Here is a 21490-nt window from a genome sequence, read left to right on the forward strand (position 1 = left end):
CGGCTTGCATGGGAGGGCGTTTGGCGCTTCACCGAAGCGGCAAACGGAGCCAACCATGACCCTGACCCCCGAAATCCACGCTGCCCTGATGGGCGTCACCACGGCGACATTGACGACCGTGCTGCTGAAGAAGGGCGTCCGCACCGCCTATATCCGCGGCCCCTTCGCCGCGACCGAAGCGGCCAAGGGCCAGCGGGTGGTCGGCCCGGCCTTCACCCTGCGCTTCGTGCCGGCGCGCGAGGATCTGTCGACGCCGGAATCCTGGTCCAGCCCCCGCAGCACGCGGGCCGCGATCGAGGACATGCCGGCCGATTGCATCGTCGTGGCCGATGCCATGGGCGTGACCGATGCCGGGATTTTCGGTGACATCCTCTGCGCGCGGATGGTCAAGAAGGGCGTCACGGCCCTGGTGACGGACGGGATGCTGCGCGATGCGGCCGGTGTCGCCACCACCGGCATGGCGGTGTGGTGCAAGGGGATGGTGGCGCCGGCTTCGGTCGCCAGCCTGAACTTCGTCGGCTGGCAGGAAACCATCGGCTGCGGCGGCGTCTGCGTCGTGCCGGGCGACACCATCGTGGCGGATGGCGATGGCGCGGTGGTGATCCCGGCGGCGCTGCTTGAGGCGGTGACGGCGGCCGCGGTCGAGCAGGAACGCCTGGAAGCCTGGATCATGATCCAGGTCGGCAAGGGCCTGGCGCTGCCGGGGCTGTATCCGCCCAACGCCGAGACCAAGGCGCGCTACGAGGCGGAGACGAAGGGCGGCTGATTCCCGCCTGACCACGCCTCACGTTTCGATATCAGTCTGAAAAAGAGTGCCGGCGCAATAATTCTGGCGCCGGCGCACCCACAGCGATAGATTACGGCCGAGTTCGTTGCCACAGAAGCAGCGGAGGTCGCTGTTGGATTCTACTCCGCCACTACGGCTCCAAGATGCCGATGCCGATCACGCTGCGCATCCGGTGGGATTTCTCGCAGAGCGGTTGGAAAACGGCTGGTTTTTACTGAGTAATTGCATTCTCGGTAATTCGATTGTGCATGTGGTCATCATCCAGCCGGGCGCTGGCGTGGTATTGCTTGAGACTGAGCCGTATTGGACTGCTGACCTCGTCGAGACATTTCGGCTGCGTTTGCAAGACGCGGGCTTCTCCGAGGAGTACCCGGGCCATCTGCCGGTCATCCACCGGCGCCTGCTGCCGGAGGTCAGGCCGCACCTCGATTTCCTGTTGCTGGATGTCTTCGCCTGGAAGGATCCGATCTCGATAAGGCGGAGCGGCTGGGAGGAGGCGGTGCTGCGGCTGCTGCAGCCGGCACCGGAGGTGGAGGCCGAGCCGGTGGCCGAAGGGCCGGGCGCCGAAGGTTTGGCCGATGAGGTGCCGGAGGCGGAAACGCCGGTTCCGGATATCGAGGGTCCGGAGATGCCGGACCCGGAGGCGCTGGTACCGGAGGCGCTGGTGCCAGAGGCGCTGGCCCCGGAGGCGCTGGTGCCAGAGGCGCTGGTGCCGGAGGCGCTGACGCCAGAGGCGCCCCCCCTTGTCGTGGTGCCGCCGCCACAAACCCCCGTCCCCAAAACCCCGGTCGCCGTTCCCGCCGTCTTCGCGGTACCGGCGGTGCGGGGTCGGCCAAAGCGGCGACGAAGCCAGGTCGCGCTGGGGGTCCTGGCGCTGGCGGGTCTCGCCGGCGGGCTGGCCTTCGTCGCTCGGCAGCCCAACCCGCCGCGCGAGCGCGCGGACCCCTCGCCATCGGTGGTCGCGCTGTCGATGGAAGCGGCGCCTGGTGGCGCGGCCGTCGCGCAGGCAGCATCCGACCAGCCAGTCGCGACCGTGCGGCCGCCGCTGGCCGACCCGGTCGTCACGGGAAGCCCCCCCGATGTGGTGGCCGCGCCGGTCGACCCGCCCGCGGCGCCCGGCCATGACGCCCAGGCCGGGATGCCGCCAGCCGCCGAGACCTGGCTCGTCGCCGCCGCCACCCTGCCAGACCCAGGGCCGCAGCCGATGGCCGGGAGTGCCATGGCTTTGGCCGAGCCGCCGCCGCGTGACGCGCCCAGCGCCGAAACCCCGCCACCGCGCAACCTGCCGGAGGCGGTGCCGGCGTTGCTTATCGTCGATGCGCCGGAAGCGGCCACGGTGCCGCCGGAGCCGGTCGTCACGGCCGTGTCCCCGCCGTCGATCGCTCCGGTCGAGGTTGAAGCCAGCGCCAGCGAAAGACCGGCGGAACCGCAACCGGAGCCAGCCGCGGCCACGCCGCCCATCGACGAAACGCCGGTGGCCATCCCGCCCGCCGCGCCGGAGGCCGAGACGCCGCCGATCCTGGCGACGCCCGCACCACAGCCCGCCGAAACGCCGATGATGACGGAGGTGGTGGCCATCGCGCCCCCGGTCGACATCCTGCCCGACATCGCCGCGCCGGCCATCCCGCCCGACGTCAGCCCGCCCCCGGAGATAACCGCGCCGCCCGTCCAGGCCCCGCCCATCGCGACCCCGTTCGACCAGGGCCGGGCCTTCGCGGACCCGGTGATGGATGCGCCGGTCGTTGAGCCGCCTGTCGTCGAGGCGCCGGTTTTGCAGGCGCCGATGGTTCGGCCTCCGGTCGTGCAGGTGCCGGTCGTGGAGGTTCCGGTCGTTGAGGTTCCCGCTCCGCAGGCCCCAGCTGTTCAGGCGCTGGTCCTCCAGGCCCCCATCACCGAGGCCCCGGTGATCGTGCCCCCCGTCGGCGCGGCGCCGATAATGCCGCCCCCGGTCATCGGCCCGGCCGCTCCCTCCGCCCCGGTTGCCGCGCCCCGGGCGCCGACCCTGCCCGACCGACCGCCGGCGCCGCCCCCCGCACAGGCCAGGCCCGCGCCGGCCGCCGATGTGCCGCCGCCGGTGCGTCGCCCGGCCGTGCCCGACGCGATGACCATCGCGATGCTGCGGCGGGGAGAGGCCCTGATGGCGGCCGGCGACATCTCCGGCGCGCGGCGGTTTTTCGAACGGGCCGCCGCCGCCGGCAGCGCCGACGCGGCCCGCGCCATGGGCGAGACCTTTGACCCCAGGGTGCTGGCCGGGCTCGGCGTCCGCGGATTGCTGCCCGACCGGGCCGCGGCGCTGGATTGGTATCGTCGTGCCGCAGCACTGGGGCTTGCGGATGTCGCAGCCCGTATCGCCACGTTGGAGGCCGAACAATGACCCGTCGTGAACCGCCCGCCCCACCACAAACCGGCCCGATGCGGCCAGAGGTCGGGCGCCGCACGCTGCTGCTGGCCACGACCGCCGTTGCGATCGCGGGATCGGCCCAGGGCCAGACGGGTCAGGGCCAGCCGGGCCTGGCACCGGCCGCCATGCCGCCGGCCGTGGCGCAGCCGGGGGTGAACGCCCTGACGGCGCGGGCCAATGCCGGCACGGTCGGCATCATCTCGGGCGGCGTGGACGGCACCTATATCCGCATCGCGGCCGACCTGGCCTCGGTGCTGGATGATGGCGAAAACCTGCGGGTGCTGGCGATCATCGGCAAGGGGTCGCTGCAGAACATCTCCGACATCCTGCTGCTGCGCGGCATCGACATCGGCATCGTGCAGTCCGACGCGCTGGCCTTCGCCCGCCGGCGCCGGTTGCTGCCCGGGGTCGATACGCTGATCCAGTACATCGCCAAATTGTATGATGAGGAGATCCATATCCTCGCGCGGGAGGGGATCCGGTCGCTGGAGGATCTGCGCGGCCAGGTCGTCAACGTCGATGTGCGCGGCAGCGGCACGGCGATGACCGCGTCGCTGGTGTTCGAGGCGCTGGGCGTGCCCGTCACCACGGCGCATGACACGCAGGACCTGGCGCTGACCAAGCTGCAACGGGGTGAGATCGCCGCCATCGTCTTCGTCGCCGGCAAGCCGGCGCGGCTGTTCACCGGCATCCCGGCGGGCAGCGGGCTGCATTTGCTGCCGATCGCGGCCACGCCAGCGTTGATCGAGACCTATTTGCCATCCGGCTTCGCCGCCGCCGATTACCCGAACCTGATCCCGGCCGGGACATCGGTCGAAACCATCGCGGTCGGCGCGGTGATGGCCGTCTATGCCTGGCAGCCGGGCAGCGACCGCCATCGCAAGGTGTCCCGCTTCGTCGAGGCGTTCCAGGCGAATTTCGACCAGTTCCTGCGCCCGCCACGGCATCCGAAGTGGCGGGAGGTGAATTTGGCGGCGCAGGTGCCCGGCTGGGTGCGCTTCGACCACACGGCGGCGGTGCCGCGCCTGGGCCGCCGCCCGGAGGGCGCCTGAACGACGCTGCCCCCCCTCGCACATCGCGGGCATTTGGCGGTAGAGGTTGCCGTCCTTGGGGGAGCAAAGCGCGATGACGACGATCGACGCCATGGCGGCATCGGTGCCGGATGGTGCCATGCTGGCGCTGCCGCCCGACAATTCGCTGCCATCGGTCGCGCTGGCCAAGGCGCTGGTCCGGCGCGGGTCGCGGGGGTTGCGGCTGCTGGGCGTGCCGGTGTCGGGCTTCGCGACCGATATCCTGATCGGCGCGGGCTGCGTGGCCGAGGTGCAGAGCAGCGCAGTGTCCCTGGGCGAAGCGGGCTTCGCGCCGCGGTTTTCGGCGGCGCTGAAGGAGGGCTCGATCGTGATGCGCGATGCGACCTGCCCCGCCATCCACACCATGTTGCAGGCGGCGGAAAAGGGCGTGCCCTTCATGCCGCTGCGCGGGTTGATCGGCAGCGATATCCTGGAGCATCGCCCGGATTGGCGGGTTGTGCAGAACCCGTTCTCGGAAAAACCGGACCGGATCGTGATGCTGCCGGCGCTGTCGCCGGATGTGGCGGCCTTTCATGCGGTGATGGCCGATACCGCAGGCAATGTCTGGGTCGGGCGGCGGCGCGAATGCGCGACGCTGGCGCATGCCTCGCGCCGCGTGCTGGTCACCGTCGAACGAATGTTCGACGGCAATTTCCTGGAGGATGAGCGGCTGGCCCCGGGCACCATCAGCGCGACCTATATCGAGGCCGTGGCGATCGCGGAGCGTGGGGCGCATCCGGTGGCGCTGCTCGACGAATACGGGTTCGATGCGGATTACGTCGCGGCCTATGCCAAGGCCGCGAAGACCCAGCAGGGTTTTGACGACTGGAGCGCGCGCGAGATCTTTGGTCAGGCGAAAGCGGCATGATCGCGCTTGAGGAGAGGCTGGCGGTCGCACTGGCGGCCCTGATCCTGGACCCCGCGGCACCGCCGGCGCGGCATATCGCGGTGGGGGCTGCGTCGCCGATCCCGGCCGCGGCCTGCTGGCTGGTCGCCAAGCGCGGCCATCCGGTGCGGCTGTCGCTGCTGCATAAGCGCAGCGGCAATCCGTTTACCGAGGGCACGCGCGAATTGTTCGACCTGACGGGACAGGGGCGGATCGACCTGTTCTTCCTAGGTGGCGGGCAGATCGACGGGCAGGCGAATTTGAACCTGCTTGGCACGGGCGACTGGCCGGGCAATGAGGTGCGGTTTCCCGGCAGTTTCGGGTCCGCCTTCATGTATTTCATGTGCCCGCGCACGATCCTGTTCCGCGAGGAACATTCGCCGCGCGTGCTGGTCGACCAGGTGGCGCATATCTCGGCGCCCGGGGTTTCCGCGCCGGATGTGTTCCGTCGCGGCACGGCGCAGGCGCTGGTCACGGGCAAATGCGTTTTTGCCTTCGATGGCGCGCGGTTTCGGCTGGCGTCGCTGCACCCGGGTGAGACCAAGGCCAGCATCCGTGCGGCCACGGGCTTTGACTACGACGACGCGGGCGAGGTGCCGTTGACGCCCGACCCCACGGATGAGGAACTGGCGCTGCTGCGCGGCACGGTGTGTGACGAGATGCTGGAAACCTACCCGGATTTCTGCGCCCGGGTGTTTGGACGGAAAATGGCTGCATGAATGGTTTGGCGTTGTCGCCCGGCGCACTCGCCGGGTTGAAGGTGATCGACCTGACCCGCGTCTTGGGCGGGCCCTATTGCACCATGATCCTGTCGGACCACGGCGCCGAGGTGATCAAGATCGAACCGCCGCAGGGCGATGAAGTGCGCGACTGGGGCCCTCCCTTCGTCGATCACGCCGATGGGTCGCGCGATGCGTCCTACTTCCTGGGCGTGAACCGGAACAAGAAGTCGCTGGCGCTGGACCTGGGCAAGCCTGAGGGGCGCGCGGTGCTGCTGCGGTTGCTCGAAGGCGCGGATGTGCTGATCGAGAACTACAAGCCGGGCGCCATGGAGAAATGGGGCCTGGGCTACGAGGATTCGCTGTCGCACAAATTCCCCAAGCTGGTGCATTGCCGGGTGTCCGGCTTCGGTGCCGATGGGCCGCTGGGCGGGTTGCCGGGCTATGATGCTGTCATCCAGGGCATCGTCGGGCTGATGTCGATCAATGGCGATCCGCCGTTGCGGATGGGCACGCCGGTGGTGGACCTGGCGACGGGGCTCTATTCGGCCATCGCGATCCTGATGGCGTTGCAGGAGAGGACGCGCAGCGGCCAGGGCCAGTACCTGGACATGACCCTGCACGACTGCGGCATGGCCTTGCTGCATCCGCAGGCGGCGAACCATCTGCTGAACGGCAAGCGGCCCATCGCCACGGGCAATCCGCATCCGAACATCAGCCCCTATTCCAAATACGCCACGGCGACCTGCGAAATCTTCATCGCCATTGGCAACGACCCGGCGTTCAAGAAGTTCTGCGCCTTTTTGGGCTTGGGCGAATTGCCGGGCGATCCGCGCTTCCTGACCAATGGCGATCGGGTGACCAATCGCGTGGCGCTGGACGAGATCCTGAACGCGCGCTTCGCGGCCGAGGATGGCCACGCGCTGACCGATGCCATGCTGCGCGCCGGGCTGCCGGCCGGGCCGGTGAAGCATGTGGACGAGGCCCTGGCATCGCCGCATGCGATCCATCGGGAAATGGTGGTGGAGGACGGCTGGTTCCGCGCCCTGGGCACGCCGATCAAGATGAGCCGCACGCCCGGAGGCGCACGGCGGCCGCCGCCGGTGTTTGGCCAGGATGGGGCGGAAGTGCTGGCGGAATTCGGCTTTTCGGAGGCCGAGGTGGAAGCGCTGCGGGCGAGCGGCGTGCTGGCGGAAACGCGGCGGCGCTAATCCCCCACCAGCGCCGCCAGTTTGCGCGGCGCCACCAATCGGTAGCTGCGCCGGACCAGGGCCGCGACCTCGGCCCGGTCGGCGCCCGGCAGCACCACCCCGATCCAGCCCTTGGGGCCGAGGTAGGGTGGTGCGAAGAAGCGCGCCGGGTCGGCCCCGACCAGCACCGCCTGGCTGCCGGGTGGGGCCTTGAGCCAGACGGCCGGCTTGCCATCCCAGGGCTGCAGCATCGCGAAGATTTTGTTGCGAACTCGGAATGTCGGGGCTTCCCAGGTTTCGATCTCGGCGGCCTCGGGCAAGGCGAGGCAGATGCGGCGCAGTGCGGTGATGGACGTCGTTGCCATGGCCGCAGCATGGCGGGGCGCGGCACGGGGGAGCAAGATGCGGGAGGTCGCGGCGCCGCCGCCCTGGCAAGGTGACCCGATGTCCGCCCCCACACTCTCCGCCCGCGCCTGGGGCCTGTTGCTGTTGCTCTCGCTGTTGTGGGGCGGTTCCTTTCTTTTCGTAGGGATCGCGGTGCGCGAGGTGCCGCCGATGACCCTGGTGCTGGCGCGTGTCGGGATCGGTGGTGCTGCGTTGCTGGCCCTGTTGCGCCTGCGTGGCGAAGCGTTGCCCCGGGGTGGCGCGGCCTGGCGGGACATGGCGGGCATGGCGGTGCTGATGTCGGCCCTGCCCTTTTGCCTGATCGTCTGGGGGCAGGCGCATATCCCGGCGGGGCTGGCGGCCATCCTGAACGCGACCACCCCTTTGTTCGGGGCGCTGGTCGCGCATGTCGCGACCCAGGACGAACGCCTGACCCCGCTGCGCTGTGCCGCCCTCGGCGCGGGGTTTTCCGGGGTGGTCGTGCTGATGGGCGGGCCGGCCGCGGGCCATGCCGGGGTGCAGGGCTGGGCGGTGCTGGCCTGCCTCGCGGCTTCATTGTCCTACGGGATCGGCGGAGTGTTCGGCCGGCGGGTCAGGCGGCACGGGCTGACGCCCCTGGCTGCCGCGTCGATGCAGGTCGGCATCGCCGCGATCCTGCTGGCGCCGCTGGCCCTGGCGATGGACCGGCCCTGGGGGTTGGCGATTCCCTCGGCCACGGCCATCGCGGCGGTGCTGGCGCTGGCGCTATTGTCGACGGCGCTGGCTTACCTGGTGCTGTTCCGCATCATGGCCCTGGCGGGGCCGGGCAATGCCTTGTTGGTGACCTTTCTCATCCCGCCATCGGCGATCCTGCTGGGGTGGCTGGGCTTGGGCGAATCGCTGCTGCCCCGGCACCTGGCGGGGATGGCGCTGATCGGGCTGGGGCTGGTGTTGTTGGACGGGCGCTGGCGTCGAGTGCCCGTGGCGTCCGGTGTCCTGCCCCCCGATGCCCTGGGCTGACCCCGCATCTTTGCCTTGCAGGCGAATCGCCTGATGGCGATCATGGCGCCGGTTGCACCACGGCAGCCTCGACCGCCGCATCGCATCGGCGTAGGGAGTGCCCGCCAGAACAACACCATCCAGCAAAAACCAGGACGACCACGCGCATGACCCCTTCCGACATCGACCGGGTGCAGACCTACCTGCGCCGCCTCCTCGGTTCCGACCGGATCCAGATCGTGGCCCCCAGGCGCGCCGGCCAGACGGTCGAGATCATGGTGAATGACGAGGTCATCGGCACCCTTCATCGTGATGATGAGGAGGGCGAGGTGTCCTACTCCGCCATGCTGTCGATCCTGGAAGAAGACCTGCCCCCGGCGCCCAAATCCCTGGCCGCGCCGGCCGCCCCCGCCCGCCAGCAGAAGCCGGTGCTGGTCGAGACGCGGTCCCTTCCGGCGAAGAAGCCACGCTGATGCCGCACGGCGACCATTCGCATGACGTCCCGCCCGATGGCTGGAAGCACACCGGCGTCCAGGTGATCCCGGGCGACAGCCTGGACACCAACACGGCCCAGACCCCGGGCATGAACCGGGCCGCGGCAATCAACTTCGCCCGGGTCGGCGCCCAGAAGATCTGGGCCGGGACCGTCCATATCCATGCCGATGCCAAGACCGGCGTGCATCACCATGGCGCGCTGGAATCGGTGATCTACGTGCTGAAGGGCCGCGCCCGCATGCGCTGGGGTGAGAAGCTGGAATTCGTGGCCGAGGCCGGGCCGGGCGACTTCATCTTCGTGCCCCCCTATGTCCCGCACCAGGAGATCAACGCCAGCACGGACGAGACGCTGGAATGCGTGCTGGTGCGCAGCGACAATGAAGCGGTGGTCGTCAATCTCGACATCGAACCGATCGAGAAGCCGGAAACCGTGCTGTGGATCGACCCGATCCATCGGGCGCAGGGCTGATCCCATCCCGCATGGGTGCTGGGCGTTGATACAGGGGTGCAACCCGGCGTGATCGGGTGCACAAGGCGTGCTCCGCCGGGCTGAGCCTGCGCACCCTTCCGCGCGCCATCCCTGTGCCGCCCAAAGATATCGGATCCCGCCTTATGCCCTTCCCTGTGCTCGCCGCCCCGTTGCTGACCGCCTTGACGGAGCGCGGCTATGCCGAGCCGACGCCCGTCCAGGCCGCGGTCATCGACCCCGACACCGCTGGGCGGGACCTTCTGGTTTCGGCGCAGACCGGGTCGGGCAAGACCGTCGCCTATGGCCTGGCGATGTCGCCGGAGGTGCTGGGCGACGCCGCGCGCCTGCCGGCCGCGACCCTGCCGCTGGCCCTGGTCGTCGCGCCGACGCGTGAACTGGCGTTGCAGGTGCAGACCGAACTGACCTGGCTCTACGCCAAGGCCGGCGGGCGCGTCGTCGCCTGCGTCGGCGGCATGGACCCCGCGGCGGAACGCCGGATGCTGGCGCAGGGCGCCCATATCGTCGTCGGCACCCCGGGCCGCCTGCGCGACCATCTGGAACGCGGCAATCTGCGCCCGCAGTCGCTGAAATGCGTCGTGCTGGACGAAGCCGACGAAATGCTGGACCTGGGCTTCCGCGAGGATCTGGAAGCCATCCTGGAGACCACGCCCTCCGAACGCCGCACCTTGCTGTTCTCGGCGACCGTGCCGCGCGCGATCGCCAACCTGGCCAAGAATTTCCAGCGCGACGCGCTGCGGATCGCCGCCACCGGCGAGGGCAAGCAGCACACCGACATCGAATACCGGGGCCTGATCATCGCGCCGGGCGAGTTGGAACGCGCGACCGTCAACGTCCTGCGTTTCTATGAGGCGCGCAGCGCGCTGGTGTTCTGCACCACCCGCGCCGCCGTGGCCCGCTTGCATGGCAACCTCGTGGAACGCGGTTTCACGGCCGTGGCCCTGTCGGGCGAATTGTCCCAGGCCGAACGCAATCGCGCGATGCATGCGCTGCGCGATGGCCGGGCGCGGGTCTGCGTCGCGACCGATGTCGCGGCGCGCGGCATCGACCTGCCGGACCTGGGCCTCGTCATCCACGCGGAACTGCCGGGCGATCCGGAAACCCTGCTGCACCGTTCGGGCCGCACGGGCCGCGCCGGGCGCAAGGGCGTCAGCGCCCTGCTGGTGCCGCACAACAAGCGCCGCATGGCCGAACGGCTGCTGCTGGGTGCCCGCGTGACCGCCGCCTGGTCGCCGGCGCCGACGGCCGAGGAAATTTCTGCACGGGACGGCGAGCGGATCGCCGAACAGGCCCGCGCCATGGCGGCCGAGGAACAGGCCGAGGCCGATGTGGCGCTGGGCCAGACGCTGTTGGCCGACCTGTCCCCGGAAGTCCTGGCGGCGCTGCTGATCCGCACGCTGCGCGGTCCCCTGCCGGCGCCGGAAGAATTGTCGGGCATCAGCGACCGCCCCGCGCCGCGCGCCCCGGTTGAGCCGCGTTACCCGAACGCCCCCGAAGGCGAGACGGAGGGCATCTGGTTCCGCATGAACATCGGCCGCAACGGCAATGCCGATCCGCGCTGGATCCTGCCCTTCCTGTGCAAGCGCGGGCACGTCACGCGCCAGGAAATCGGCCGCATCCGCATCATGGAGCGCGAGACGCGGTTCGAGGTCGCGGCCTATGCCGCGCAGCGTTTCGACGCGGCGTCGCGCAAGCCCGATCCCGATGACGCGCATATCCGCATCGAGCCGGCGGAGCCCCAGGCGGCCGAAACCCGTGGCGCCCCGCCGCGGCGCAGCCCGCCGACCCGCCGGCCGAAGTAGCCACCCGGCTGGCCCCGTGATTGCATGACCCCGGGCGTTCCCCCGCCCGGAGGTCTTGCCCATGACGCGCCTGCTGACTGCTCTGTTCTTGCTCTGTGGCCTTGCGGTGCCCGCCCTGGCGCAGGCGCCGGCCTGGCCGACGCGCCCCGTTCGTTTTGTCGTGCCCCTGCCGCCGGGCGGCGCATCCGACCTGATGGCGCGGATGATCGCGCAGATCATGACCGACAGCTTTGGCCAACAGGTCTTCGTCGATAACCGGCCGGGTGCGGGCGGCACGGTCGGCACCGCCTTCGTCGCGACATCGGCGCCGGATGGCTACACCCTGATGCTGGGCAACACCGCGACGCATATCAACGCGCCGCTGCTGTTCCCCACTGCCGGGTATGAGGGCATCACCGATTTCGCACCGGTCGCCCCTTTCGCCAGCGTCACGAATATCGTGGTCGTGCATCCCTCGTTGCCGATCAACACTATCCAGGACCTGATCACCTATGCGCGGGCCAATCCGGGGCGGTTGAACTTCGGCTCGGCCGGCGCGGGCGGCACGCTGCATCTGGCGGGTGAGCTGTTCAAGATGCGGACCGGCGTCGATATCGTGCATGTGCCCTATCGCGGCGGTGCGGCGATGATCGCCGACCTGGTGGCGGGCCAGGTGCAACTGGCCTTCGACAACTTCCCGCAGATCATTCCCCAGGTGCGCAGCGGCACGGTGCGCGCGCTGGCCGTGACCTCCGCGCAGCGCTGGCCGCTGTCGCCCGAATACCCGACGGTGCAGGAATCCGGCGTGCCGGATTTCGACATCACCGCCTGGTTCGGCGTGATGGCGCCCGCGCGCACGCCGCCCGCGATCATCGCGGCGGTCAACGCCCGCCTGACCACCGCCGCCGCCGATCCGGCGCTGGCGGCGCGGCTGGCGGACCTCGGCGCCTTTCCGATGGCGATGACGCCGGAGCAGTTTGGTGCCTTCATGCGCAGCGAACGCGCGCGCTACGCAGAAATCATCCGCATCAGCGGAGCAAAGGTGGACTGATGACGACCCTACGACTGCTGTTCAATCACGAGCACACTTCCCTCGCGCCAAATACCTATGAGGCCGATTCCTCGGCGGCCACGGTCATCCTGAAACTCGCCTGCCCCAGCCTGGTGCGGTTCGACCATGAGATGGTGCTGCGCCCCGACCTGGCGCTGTCGTGGGAGGTTTCGGCCGACCATCGCGTCTATACGTTTGAACTGCGGCCCGGCTTGAAGTTCCACAATGGCCGCGTGCTGGATGCGGAAGCGGTCGCCGCGTGTTTCCGCCGCATGATGGACCCGCGCGTGATCACCCCGCAGCAGGCGGATTACGCTGGGCTGGAGAGCATCACGGCGACGGGCCCGACGCGCGTGACGTTCACCTTTGCACGGCCATGCATCCCCTTCCTCGCGAACCTCGCCTGGCGCACCTACGTCTGCGACGACACTGCGGTGCAGCCGGTCGGCGCGGGGCCATATGAAGTGACGGCCTGGATCGCCGGCGATCACGTCGCGCTGAAGAAATTCGTCGGGTATCATGAGGTGGATCGCTACGCCGCCGATGACATCATCATCCGCTGGGCGCCCCAGGCCGCACAACGCATCGCCGCGATCGAGGCCGGGGCCGTCGATATCGTGGAAACCGTGCCGCAGACGATGGCGGCGGCACTTGCCGCGCGTGGGTTGATCGAGACACTCGGCGTCAATTCGCCGCGCAAGACCGTCATCGCCTTTCGCCACAGCGTGGCCCCCTTCGACGATCCCCGGATGCGCGCGGCGGTGGCCCATGCGCTGGACCGCGACGCGCTGCGCCGTGAATTTTTGGGCGACCGCGGGCGTCGGGTGGATGGCGTTCTACCGGATGACGACCCCTGGTCCGTGCCGCTGACCCCCCTGCCCTACGACCCCGAACGCGCCCGCGCCCTGGTGGTCGAGGCCGGGTATGGCGAGGGCGTCAGGGTGAAGGTCGCGACGACGGCCATGCCCCCCGTCCCCGGCGTCGCCGCGCGTGTCGCCGAGGCGCTGACGGCGATCGGTATCCACCTGGACTTGCGGTCCTATTCCGATCCGCCGTGGTGGCCCTCGGTCTACTTGCAGGGCGATTGGCAGATGGCGTTCCAGGGCGCATCGGCCCGGCCGCATCCGCATATCCTGTTCCAGCGCGACCTGGTGACCGGCGGCGCGTTCAATCCCGGCAAGTATTCCAGCGCGGAACTGGATGCTGTGCTGACCAAGGCGCGCGAAACCCCGGACGCGGAGGCGGGCCCGCTCTACGCCGAAGCACAGCGCATCGTGCACCGGGATATCGCCGTGCTGCCGATGTATGCCTCCGACGTGCTGGCCGGGGTGAGGCCGGGCGTGCGTGGGTTCCGTCCCCATCCGCTGGGGTACATCGAGCTGGCTGACGTGACGCTCTGAGGCACGGCGCGGGCGAGGCCCCGTCGGCGCCGGTCCGACGCCGCCGGGTTCGCCTGCGGGGGGCGTGGCTTTCGCCGCGCCCCCCGGCTTCCGCCGTCAAGTGGCGCGCAGGTTCGCGCCGCGGATCAGCGTGCCCCACTTGTTGATCTCGGAGTCCAGATGGCGGCGGAACTCCTCGGGGGTGGAACTCACCACGTCGCTGCCCTCGCTGGTGAAGCGTGCGCGCAGATCGGCGCTGGTCAGCATCTTGCGCATCTCCTCGCTCATGCGGGCCAGGATCGGCGCGGGCAGGCGCGCGGGGGCGACAAGCCCGGTCCAGTTCATCGCCTCGAAGGCTGGGTAGCCGAGTTCGGCCACGGTCGGCACATCGGGGAAGGCGGAGCTTCGCGAGGGGGAGGTGACGGCCAGGGCCCGAACATCCCCCGATTCCATCACACCCTTCACCGAGAGCGGATTGGCGGAATAGACGTCGATACGCCCGGCCAGCAAGTCGGCGATCACGTTGCCGGCGCCGCGATAGGGCACCTGCACGATGTCGATCCCGGCGCTGGCGTTCATCACCTCGCCGCCCAGATGGCCGACCGTGCCATTGCCCGGATGGCCGGCAGTCAGCACGCCCGGCCGGGCCTTTGCCGCCGCCAGCAATCCGGCCAGGTCGCGGATCGGCGAATTGCGTGCGACCACGATGATGTTCGGCTGCTGCGCGACAAGGCCGATGGGCGTCAGGTCCCGCAGCGGATCGAAGGGAAGATTGGGGTAGAGGGCCGGCGCGATGGCGAGGTTGGCGGTCTGGCCGAGCCCGATCGTGTAGCCGTCGGGCGCCGCCTTGGCGACAACATCAAGGCCGATGGTACCGCCCGCGCCGGGGCGATTGTCTGCCACGATCGTCCAGCCCGTGGCCATGGCGATGCGCGTCGACACCTCGCGCGCCACCGTGTCGGTGCCGCCACCGGGGGGGAAGGGCACGATCAGTCGGATCGGGCGGTCGGGCCAGGCCGCCTGGGCCTTGGCCGCGCGGCCGAGGAAAGCCGGCAGGGCAAGTCCGGCAGCCCCGCTGGCGAGCAGGTGGCGACGGTTCATCGTATGTCACTCCCAAAGGCAAAGCCTGTTTAGCAGGGCTTGGCGGACACATCGACCCGGCTCAGGCGCCGACCCCATCCAGGCAGGCCCATCGCAACCCGCCCGACCGGGCCCTCTCCCAGCATCCTCAGTGCAGCTTCACCCCAGGCTCGGCTCGTTGCGACAGCAGCCCGGCGATCGTGCGCCAGACGGTCGGCACGTGCCCGTGCAGGGCGGATTGGTGCATCTTGTAGAGGGAGCGGTACATCATGCGGGCGAACATGCCTTCGATGAACATGCTTTTGCCGACGACGAAGCCCATCAGGCTGCCGACGGTGCTGTATTTGCCCAAGGACACCAGCGAGCCGAAGTCGCGGTAGACGAAGGGCGTCAGCGGCTTGCCGTCCAGGCGCGCGACGATCTGGTTGTACATGTGCGAGGCCTGCTGGTGCGCGGCCTGGGCGCGCGGGGGAACTGGCGCGGGATGGCCGGGGCGTGGGCAGGAGGCGCAGTCGCCCATGGCGAAGATGTTGGCGTCGCGAGTCGTTTGGAGTGTTTCCTCGACGACGAGTTGGTTGATGCGATTGGTTTCCAGCCCGCCCAGATCCTTGAGGAAATCCGGGCCTTTGACCCCTGCTGACCAGACCACCAGTTGGGCGGACAGGAATTCGCCCCCGGCGAAGCGGACGCCGTCTTCGCGCACTTCCTCGACCCGCGTGCCGGCGCGGACTTCGACGCCCATGTCGTCCAGGAGGGTGCGGGTCGCGTCGGAGATGCGTTCGGGCAGGGCCGGCAGGATGCGGGGCGCTGCTTCGACCAGCACGATGCGGATGTCGCGGGCCGGGTCGATGCGGTCGAGGCCGTAGGCCACCACCGCGCGCACCGTGCGATGCAGTTCGGCCGCCAGTTCGGTGCCGGTGGCGCCGGCGCCGATGATCGCGATGTGCAATTGGCCGGGGCGCACGGGTTCGGGCTGGCTGTTGGCGCGTAGGCAGGCATTGACCAGGCGGCGGTTGAACCGCACGGCCTGGTCCGGGGTTTCCAGCGGGATGGCGAATTCGGCGGCACCCGGGGTGCCGAAGTCGTTGGTGACACTGCCGACGGCGATGACCAGCGTGTCATAGGGCACGGCCATGGGCGGGGTGATTTCCCGCCCCTCGTCATCCAGGGTGGCGGCCAGGTGGATGACGCGGGCTTCGCGGTCCAGCCCGTCCATGGCACCGAAGCGGTAGGTGAAGTGGTGCCAATGGGCTTGGGCCAGGTAGTTCAACTCGTGCTGGCCGCGGTCCATGCTGCCGGCGGCGACGGCGTGCAGCAGCGGCTTCCATAGGTGGGTGCGGGCGCGTTCGACCAGGGTGACATGGGCGCGCCCGCTGCGGCCGAGGGTATTGCCCAGGCGGGTGACGAGTTCCAGCCCCGCGGCACCGCCGCCTACGACCACGATCCGATGCGCGCCTGAGGTATCGCTCATGCCGCATGCTCCCCCCATGCAGGGGCGCGCGTCACGGAAAATCCGTGTGGCTCAATCCACCTTCGCGCCCGACATCTCGACCAGGCTGCGCCAGCGCGGGGTTTCGGCCGCGATCATGGCGGTCATGGCGTCCGGGCTGGCGCTGGTCACGGCGTCATAGCCCAGGGGGCGCAGGGCGGCGGCGAAGGACGGTTCGGCGGCGACGCGGCGGATGGCGTCGAACAGGCGCCGCACCTCGGCCGGCGGGGTGGCCGCCGGCAGCATGATGGCGTTCCAGGACCGGATATCGATGGCGGCCAGGCCGGGGGCCGCGGCCATCGGCGGCACGTCCGGCAGCAGGGACAGGCTGCGGCCGCTGCTGACGCCGAGGGCGCGCAGACGCCCGGCCTCCACATGCGGCATCAGCGCGGTGGGCAGGTCGGCCGAGCCCTCGATGACGCCGGAGACGACATCCGACGTCGCTTGGGCGCCGCCGCGATAGGGCACGCCGGTGATTTCGACCCCTGCGGCCGCCGCGACGGCGGAGAGCGTGAGGTGGGAAACGGTGGCGACGCCGGAATGGGCGACCCGCAACCGGCCCGGATTGGCCTTTGCCCAGGCGAGGACCGAGGCGAGGTCAGTCCAGCCCAGTTCCTGCGCGCGCGCGGCGTTCACCACCAGCAGCACGGCGGAATCGGTGATCTGGGTCACGGCGCGCAGGTCGCGCTGGACGTCGAAAGGCATGGATTGCTGGAGAAACGGAGCGGCGCAGAGGGTCGCCGCACCAATGATGCCGAGCATGGTGCCATCGGGCGGCCCCTTGGCGACGGCATCGGCGCCGATCAGCCCGCCGGCGCCACTGCGGTTGTCCACCACCACCGACTGGTCCAGCACCGGCGCCAGGCGGTCGGCCAGCACGCGGCCCAGGCTGTCCACCGCGCCGCCCGGCGGGAAGGGGATGATGATGCGCAAAGGCCGGCGGGTGCCTTGTGCGTGGGCGATTGCGGGGGCGGCCAGGGCCGCGAGGATCAGGGGGCGGCGGCGGATCGTGGTCATGGGGGCGTCCTTCACTGCGGGCCGCGTCCGGCGCGGGCCAGGATGGTGGGGGGGATGGCGCCGCGGGCGATGGCCGCGTCCCAGACGCGGGCGATCGCGTTGCGACCGCGGCGGGTCACGGCGGCTTCATCGGCGATGGTCACGCGGCCATCCTGGACGAGCACCCGGCCATCGACCATGGCCAGCGACAGATCGGACGCGGCGCCATTGGTGATCAGGGCCGACAACGGATCCCACACCGGCTGGTAGCGTGAGGAGCCGAGGTCGAAGACCGCGATATCCGCCCGGGCGCCGGGGGCGATGCGCCCGAGGTCATCCCGCCCCAGGGCGCGCGCCGCATCCCGCGTCGCCGCCGTCAGCACCCGTGGCGCCGATAGCGCGCCGGGGGCGCCCGACTGCACCTTGGCGAAGATCGAGGCCGTGCGGATCTCCTGCAGCATGTCCAGGGTCACGCCATCGGTCCCGATGCCGAAGCGAATGCCGGAGGATTCGAATCGCGCCAGCGGCACGAAGCGCCCGCTGCGGGCGAAGGCCAGCGGGCAGGATGCCAGCGCCGCGTCATGGGCGCGGATCAGGTCCAGTTCGTCATCCGTCGCGAACATGCCGTGCGCCAGGATCACGCCCGGACGCAGCAGCCCGACATCGCGCAGGTGTTCGACCGGGCTGGCGCCGTGCCGGTCGCGCACCAGGGTGATCTCGTGCTGGTTCTGGGCGGCGTGGATGGAGACGATCGTGTCCAACTCGCGCGCCTTGGCGTCGATCGCGCGCAGCAGGTCGGGGGTGCACGAATCCGGGCCGTGCGGGCCGAAGCCGACGCGGGTGCGGCCATGCCTGCCTTCGTCGTATTCGGCGAACAACCGCAGGATGGCGTCGAAGCCGGTGTCGCCGCCGGCGCCATAGACGGGCTTGCCATCGGCGGTCATGGCCAGGCCCGGGGTCGAGAAGAGGTAGGGGCAGGCATAGCTGCGCAGCCCCAGGCCCCGCGCGCGCGTGATGAAGGGCGCCTGCTGGACGCGGAAGACATCGAGCACCGTCGTGGTGCCGGACTTGAGGCCCTCGACCAGGGCCATTTCGGCGGCGTCGCCGATGTCCTCGGGCGTCATCAGCTCGGCGACCAGGTCGCCGAGCGGCATCAGCAGGGCATAGACGATGTGGCCAGGCAGGTCGCCCGGCGCGATGTCATCGGCAAGGCCCCGGAACAGCGGCGCCGACAGCGCGTGGTTGTGCAGGTTGATCAGCCCGGGGATGGCCAGCCCGTCGGGGATGTCGATGCGCTGGGCGTCCAGGGTCGGGACCTCGGCCGTCACGTCCAGGATGCGGCCATCGGTACCGATGACGATGGCGTGGTGCGGGCGCAGCCCGTGATCGGCGCTCCAGACCCAGCGCGGCGTGATGACCTTTATACCCATTTCCAAGCGTCTCCTGACCGCCAATTCATGCAAGCGCAACAAAGTGGCGTTGCCAAGGCGCGACACTATCGGCGAGATAGAGGACGCACCCGCCGGTTGCAGACTCCGAGAGGTCGCCCCCCCATGACCACCATCCGCCCACCGAAGACCAAGTCCCACCGGGCCGTCGCCAGGCCGCCGTTCGAGCGGATCGCCCTGCTGCTGCAGGGGGGTGGCGCGCTGGGGTCCTACCAGGGCGGGGTGTACCAGGCGCTGTGGGAAGCCAATATCGAACCGGATTGGGCGGCCGGCATTTCCATCGGTGCGATCAACAGCGCGCTGATCGCGGGCAATGCCCCGGAGCACCGCGTCGCCGCCCTGCGGAGTTTTTGGGAAAGGGTCACCGAATCGCCCTTCGGCGCACCGACCCTGCCGGACCATGAGGTCAAGGGCGACATGATCCGTGGCATGCTGAACCAGTGGCGCGCGGCGAGCGTCATGCTGGGCGGGGCGCCCGGCTTCTTCACGCCCCGGCTGGTGCCGCCGTTCCTGCAACCGTCGGGCAGCGACGAAGCGCTGAGCTATTACGATGTGGGGCACCTGCGCACCACGCTGGAACGGCTGATCGATTTCGACCGGCTGAATGCGGGGCCGATGCGGTTCAGCGTGGGCGCGGTGAACGTACGCACCGGCAACTTCGTATATTTCGACAATACGACGCACCAGATCAACGCCAAGCACATCATCGCCAGCGGATCGCTGCCCCCGGGGTTTCCCGCGATGGAGATCGACGGCGAGCATTACTGGGATGGCGGCATCGTCTCCAACACGCCGCTGGAATGGGTGATGCAAAGCCGGCCGCGGGCCGACACGCTCGCCTTCCAGGTCGATCTGTGGAATGCCCGGGGCGAATATCCGAAGACCATGGCCGAGGCCGATACGCGGCAGAAGGAAATCCGCTTTTCCAGCCGCACCCGCGCGGCGACCGACGGGTTCAAGCGCATGCAGCGCCTGCGCCGGGCCACGAACAAGCTGCTGCAGCAGATCCCGCCGGCCTTGCGGCAGTCCGCCGATGCGGAGCTGCTGGCGGCCGAGGCGGATGAGAAGGTCTACAACATCATCCACATGATCTATCGCTCGAAGAGCTATGAGGCGAACAACAAGGATTATGAATTCTCCCGCCGCACGATGGAGGAGCACTGGCGCGACGGCTACAACGACGCATGCCGGACGCTGCGCCACCCCGAGGTGCTGATGCGGCCGATCGAGGAGGACGGGGTCTTCACCTTCGACCTGGCCCGGAACGGGCGCGAATAGCCACACTGACAAGGAAGATTCCCGTGAACGAAGACGACGTGCGCCGCAACGCCTTTGCCATGCCCCTGACCAGCCCGGCCTTCCCGATGGGGCCGTATCGATTTGTCAATCGCGAGTTCCTGATCATCACCTACCGCACCGACCCCGCGGTGCTGCGCGCGCTGGTGCCGGAGCCGCTGGAGATCATCGACCCGGTCGTGAAGTTCGAATTCATCCGCATGCCGGACTCGACCGGCTTCGGCGACTACACCGAATGCGGCCAGGTGATCCCGGTGTCGTTCAAGGGCAAGCGCGGCGGCTACACGCATTGCATGTTCCTGGACGATCACCCGCCGATCGCGGGCGGCCGCGAATTGTGGGGCTTTCCCAAGAAGCTCGCCAAGCCGACGCTCCAGGCCGATACGGACACCTTCGTCGGCACGCTGGACTACGGTCCGGTGCGGATCGCGACGGGCACCATGGGCTACAAGCACAAGTCGGCCGACCTGGCCGCGGTCGCGGCGTCGATGGCGACGCCGAACTGGCTGCTGAAGATCATCCCGCATGTCGATGGCACCGCGCGCATCTGCGAGCTGGTGGAATACCATCTGCAGGATGTGGTGCTGAAGGGCGCCTGGACCGGCCCCGCCGCCCTGTCGTTGACGCCGCACGCGCTGGCGCCGATCGCCGAATTGCCGGTGCTGGAAATCCTGTCGGCCACGCATATCCTGGCCGACCTGACCCTGGGCCTCGGGTCCGTCGTGCACGACTACCTGGCCTGATTTCATCATTCATCGAACGGAGGATCCCATGCGTCTGCAAGACAAGGTCGCCATCATCACGGGTGCCGCCAGCGGCATCGGCAAGGACATCGCCCAGGTCTTCTTCGCCGAGGGCGCACGCGTCGCCATCGCCGACCTGAACCAGGCCGCGGCCGATGCGACCGCGCTGGAACTGGACCCGACCGGCACCCGCGCCATCGGTATTTCGATGGATGTGTCGGACGAAGACCAGGTCGATGCCGGCACCGCCAAGGTCATCGCGAAATTCGGCCAGCTCGACATCCTGATCAGCAATGCCGGCATCCAGATCGTCGCCCCGCTCGTCGATTTCGACTTCGGCAAGTGGAAGAAGCTGCTGGCGATCCACCTGGACGGCGCCTTCCTGACCACCCGCGCGGCGCTGCGCCAGATGTACAAGCAGAAGAGCGGCTGCGTGATCTACATGGGCTCGGTGCATAGCCATGAGGCCTCGGTGCTGAAGGCCCCCTATGTGACCGCCAAGCACGGGCTGATCGGCCTGGCCAAGGTCGTCGCCAAGGAAGGTGCCGCCTTCGGCGTGCGGGCGAATGTGATCTGCCCGGGCTTCGTGCGGACGCCGCTGGTCGAAAAGCAGATCCCGGAGCAGGCCGCGGCACTGGGACTCACGAATGAGCAGGTGATCAAGACCGTGATGCTGAAGGACACGGTCGATGGCGAATTCACCACGGTGAATGACGTGGCGCAGACTGCGCTGTTCCTCGCCTCCTTCCCCACCAACGCGCTGACGGGCCAATCGGTCGTGGTCAGCCACGGCTGGTTCATGCAGTAGGCCTGAGCCGTCGCGGCCTGTC

The 21490-nt window shown here is 69.3% G+C and carries 20 protein-coding genes; 15 read left to right on the forward strand and 5 right to left on the reverse strand.

Translation table 11 applies throughout. The annotated features are described in order from the left end of the window. Positions 1 to 55: 55 nt before the first annotated feature. From ACQW02_RS16305 to ACQW02_RS16330, 6 genes are all read left to right on the forward strand, one after another. The gene (locus ACQW02_RS16305; RefSeq protein ID WP_431280971.1) at positions 56 to 766 is read left to right on the forward strand and encodes a ribonuclease activity regulator RraA; all 711 of its coding nucleotides are present in this window, start codon (positions 56 to 58) and stop codon (positions 764 to 766) included. Positions 767 to 1031: 265 nt separating this feature from the next. After that, entirely contained in the window at positions 1032 to 3161 is a 2130-nt protein-coding gene (locus tag ACQW02_RS16310) for a hypothetical protein (protein WP_431280972.1), read from the forward strand. Next, positions 3158 to 4240, forward strand: a complete 1083-nt coding sequence (locus ACQW02_RS16315) for a TAXI family TRAP transporter solute-binding subunit (protein ID WP_431280973.1) — start codon at positions 3158 to 3160, stop codon at positions 4238 to 4240. The genes ACQW02_RS16310 and ACQW02_RS16315 overlap by 4 nt, the downstream gene beginning before the upstream one ends. Before the next feature lie 73 nt (positions 4241 to 4313). Next, positions 4314 to 5126: a CoA transferase subunit A gene (locus ACQW02_RS16320; protein WP_431280974.1), complete on the forward strand. Its 813-nt coding sequence runs from the start codon at positions 4314 to 4316 to the stop codon at positions 5124 to 5126. Continuing rightward, the gene (locus ACQW02_RS16325; protein ID WP_431280975.1) at positions 5123 to 5863 is read left to right on the forward strand and encodes a CoA synthetase; all 741 of its coding nucleotides are present in this window, start codon (positions 5123 to 5125) and stop codon (positions 5861 to 5863) included. The genes ACQW02_RS16320 and ACQW02_RS16325 overlap by 4 nt, the downstream gene beginning before the upstream one ends. Beyond that, complete coding sequence (locus ACQW02_RS16330; RefSeq protein WP_431280976.1) at positions 5860 to 7074, forward strand: CaiB/BaiF CoA transferase family protein; 1215 nt, start codon at positions 5860 to 5862, stop codon at positions 7072 to 7074. The genes ACQW02_RS16325 and ACQW02_RS16330 overlap by 4 nt, the downstream gene beginning before the upstream one ends. On the opposite strand, the gene ACQW02_RS16335 is transcribed toward ACQW02_RS16330, so the two are convergent. Continuing rightward, positions 7071 to 7418 carry an MmcQ/YjbR family DNA-binding protein gene (locus ACQW02_RS16335; protein ID WP_431280977.1) on the reverse strand — a complete coding sequence of 116 codons (348 nt, stop codon included), beginning with the start codon at positions 7416 to 7418 and terminating at the stop codon, positions 7071 to 7073. The genes ACQW02_RS16330 and ACQW02_RS16335 overlap by 4 nt on opposite strands. A 79-nt stretch (positions 7419 to 7497) precedes the next feature. Between ACQW02_RS16335 and ACQW02_RS16340 the strand changes: the two genes are divergently transcribed. From ACQW02_RS16340 to ACQW02_RS16365, 6 genes are all read left to right on the forward strand, one after another. Then, positions 7498 to 8436, forward strand: coding sequence for a DMT family transporter (locus ACQW02_RS16340; RefSeq protein WP_431280978.1), 939 nt, complete (start codon positions 7498 to 7500; stop codon positions 8434 to 8436). Between the two features lie 146 nt (positions 8437 to 8582). Next, on the forward strand, positions 8583 to 8888 hold the full coding sequence (locus ACQW02_RS16345) for a DUF3126 family protein (RefSeq protein ID WP_431280979.1): 306 nt from the start codon (positions 8583 to 8585) through the stop codon (positions 8886 to 8888). Beyond that, on the forward strand, positions 8888 to 9379 hold the full coding sequence (locus ACQW02_RS16350) for a cupin domain-containing protein (RefSeq protein ID WP_431280980.1): 492 nt from the start codon (positions 8888 to 8890) through the stop codon (positions 9377 to 9379). Before ACQW02_RS16345 ends, ACQW02_RS16350 begins: the two co-directional genes overlap by 1 nt. Before the next feature lie 143 nt (positions 9380 to 9522). Further along, entirely contained in the window at positions 9523 to 11199 is a 1677-nt protein-coding gene (locus ACQW02_RS16355; RefSeq protein ID WP_431280981.1) for a DEAD/DEAH box helicase, read from the forward strand. A 61-nt stretch (positions 11200 to 11260) separates the two neighbouring features. Continuing rightward, positions 11261 to 12229, forward strand: coding sequence for a Bug family tripartite tricarboxylate transporter substrate binding protein (locus ACQW02_RS16360; protein WP_431280982.1), 969 nt, complete (start codon positions 11261 to 11263; stop codon positions 12227 to 12229). Then, positions 12229 to 13629, forward strand: a complete 1401-nt coding sequence (locus ACQW02_RS16365) for an ABC transporter substrate-binding protein (RefSeq protein WP_431280983.1) — start codon at positions 12229 to 12231, stop codon at positions 13627 to 13629. The genes ACQW02_RS16360 and ACQW02_RS16365 overlap by 1 nt, the downstream gene beginning before the upstream one ends. A gap of 96 nt (positions 13630 to 13725) precedes the next feature. On the opposite strand, the gene ACQW02_RS16370 is transcribed toward ACQW02_RS16365, so the two are convergent. The 4 genes from ACQW02_RS16370 to ACQW02_RS16385 form a co-directional block, all read right to left on the reverse strand. Beyond that, the gene (locus ACQW02_RS16370) at positions 13726 to 14709 is read right to left on the reverse strand and encodes a Bug family tripartite tricarboxylate transporter substrate binding protein (protein ID WP_431280984.1); all 984 of its coding nucleotides are present in this window, start codon (positions 14707 to 14709) and stop codon (positions 13726 to 13728) included. Positions 14710 to 14836: 127 nt separating this feature from the next. Further along, the gene (locus tag ACQW02_RS16375; protein WP_431280985.1) at positions 14837 to 16159 is read right to left on the reverse strand and encodes an NAD(P)/FAD-dependent oxidoreductase; all 1323 of its coding nucleotides are present in this window, start codon (positions 16157 to 16159) and stop codon (positions 14837 to 14839) included. Between the two features lie 51 nt (positions 16160 to 16210). After that, complete coding sequence (locus tag ACQW02_RS16380; RefSeq protein ID WP_431280986.1) at positions 16211 to 17194, reverse strand: Bug family tripartite tricarboxylate transporter substrate binding protein; 984 nt, start codon at positions 17192 to 17194, stop codon at positions 16211 to 16213. 11 nt (positions 17195 to 17205) lie between these two features. Next, on the reverse strand, positions 17206 to 18603 hold the full coding sequence (locus tag ACQW02_RS16385) for an amidohydrolase family protein (RefSeq protein WP_431280987.1): 1398 nt from the start codon (positions 18601 to 18603) through the stop codon (positions 17206 to 17208). A gap of 123 nt (positions 18604 to 18726) precedes the next feature. On the opposite strand from ACQW02_RS16385, the gene ACQW02_RS16390 reads away from it, so the two are divergent. The 3 genes from ACQW02_RS16390 to ACQW02_RS16400 are packed head-to-tail and all read left to right on the forward strand — an operon-like array spanning position 18727 to position 21468. After that, complete coding sequence (locus ACQW02_RS16390; RefSeq protein ID WP_431280988.1) at positions 18727 to 19899, forward strand: DUF3734 domain-containing protein; 1173 nt, start codon at positions 18727 to 18729, stop codon at positions 19897 to 19899. A gap of 59 nt (positions 19900 to 19958) precedes the next feature. After that, positions 19959 to 20660, forward strand: coding sequence for an acetoacetate decarboxylase (locus ACQW02_RS16395; RefSeq protein WP_431285913.1), 702 nt, complete (start codon positions 19959 to 19961; stop codon positions 20658 to 20660). Between the two features lie 28 nt (positions 20661 to 20688). After that, positions 20689 to 21468 carry a 3-hydroxybutyrate dehydrogenase gene (locus tag ACQW02_RS16400; protein WP_431280989.1) on the forward strand — a complete coding sequence of 260 codons (780 nt, stop codon included), beginning with the start codon at positions 20689 to 20691 and terminating at the stop codon, positions 21466 to 21468. Positions 21469 to 21490 lie beyond the last annotated feature (22 nt).

It is taken from the genome of Humitalea sp. 24SJ18S-53 (assembly GCF_050632385.1).
GTDB lineage: Bacteria > Pseudomonadota > Alphaproteobacteria > Acetobacterales > Acetobacteraceae > Humitalea.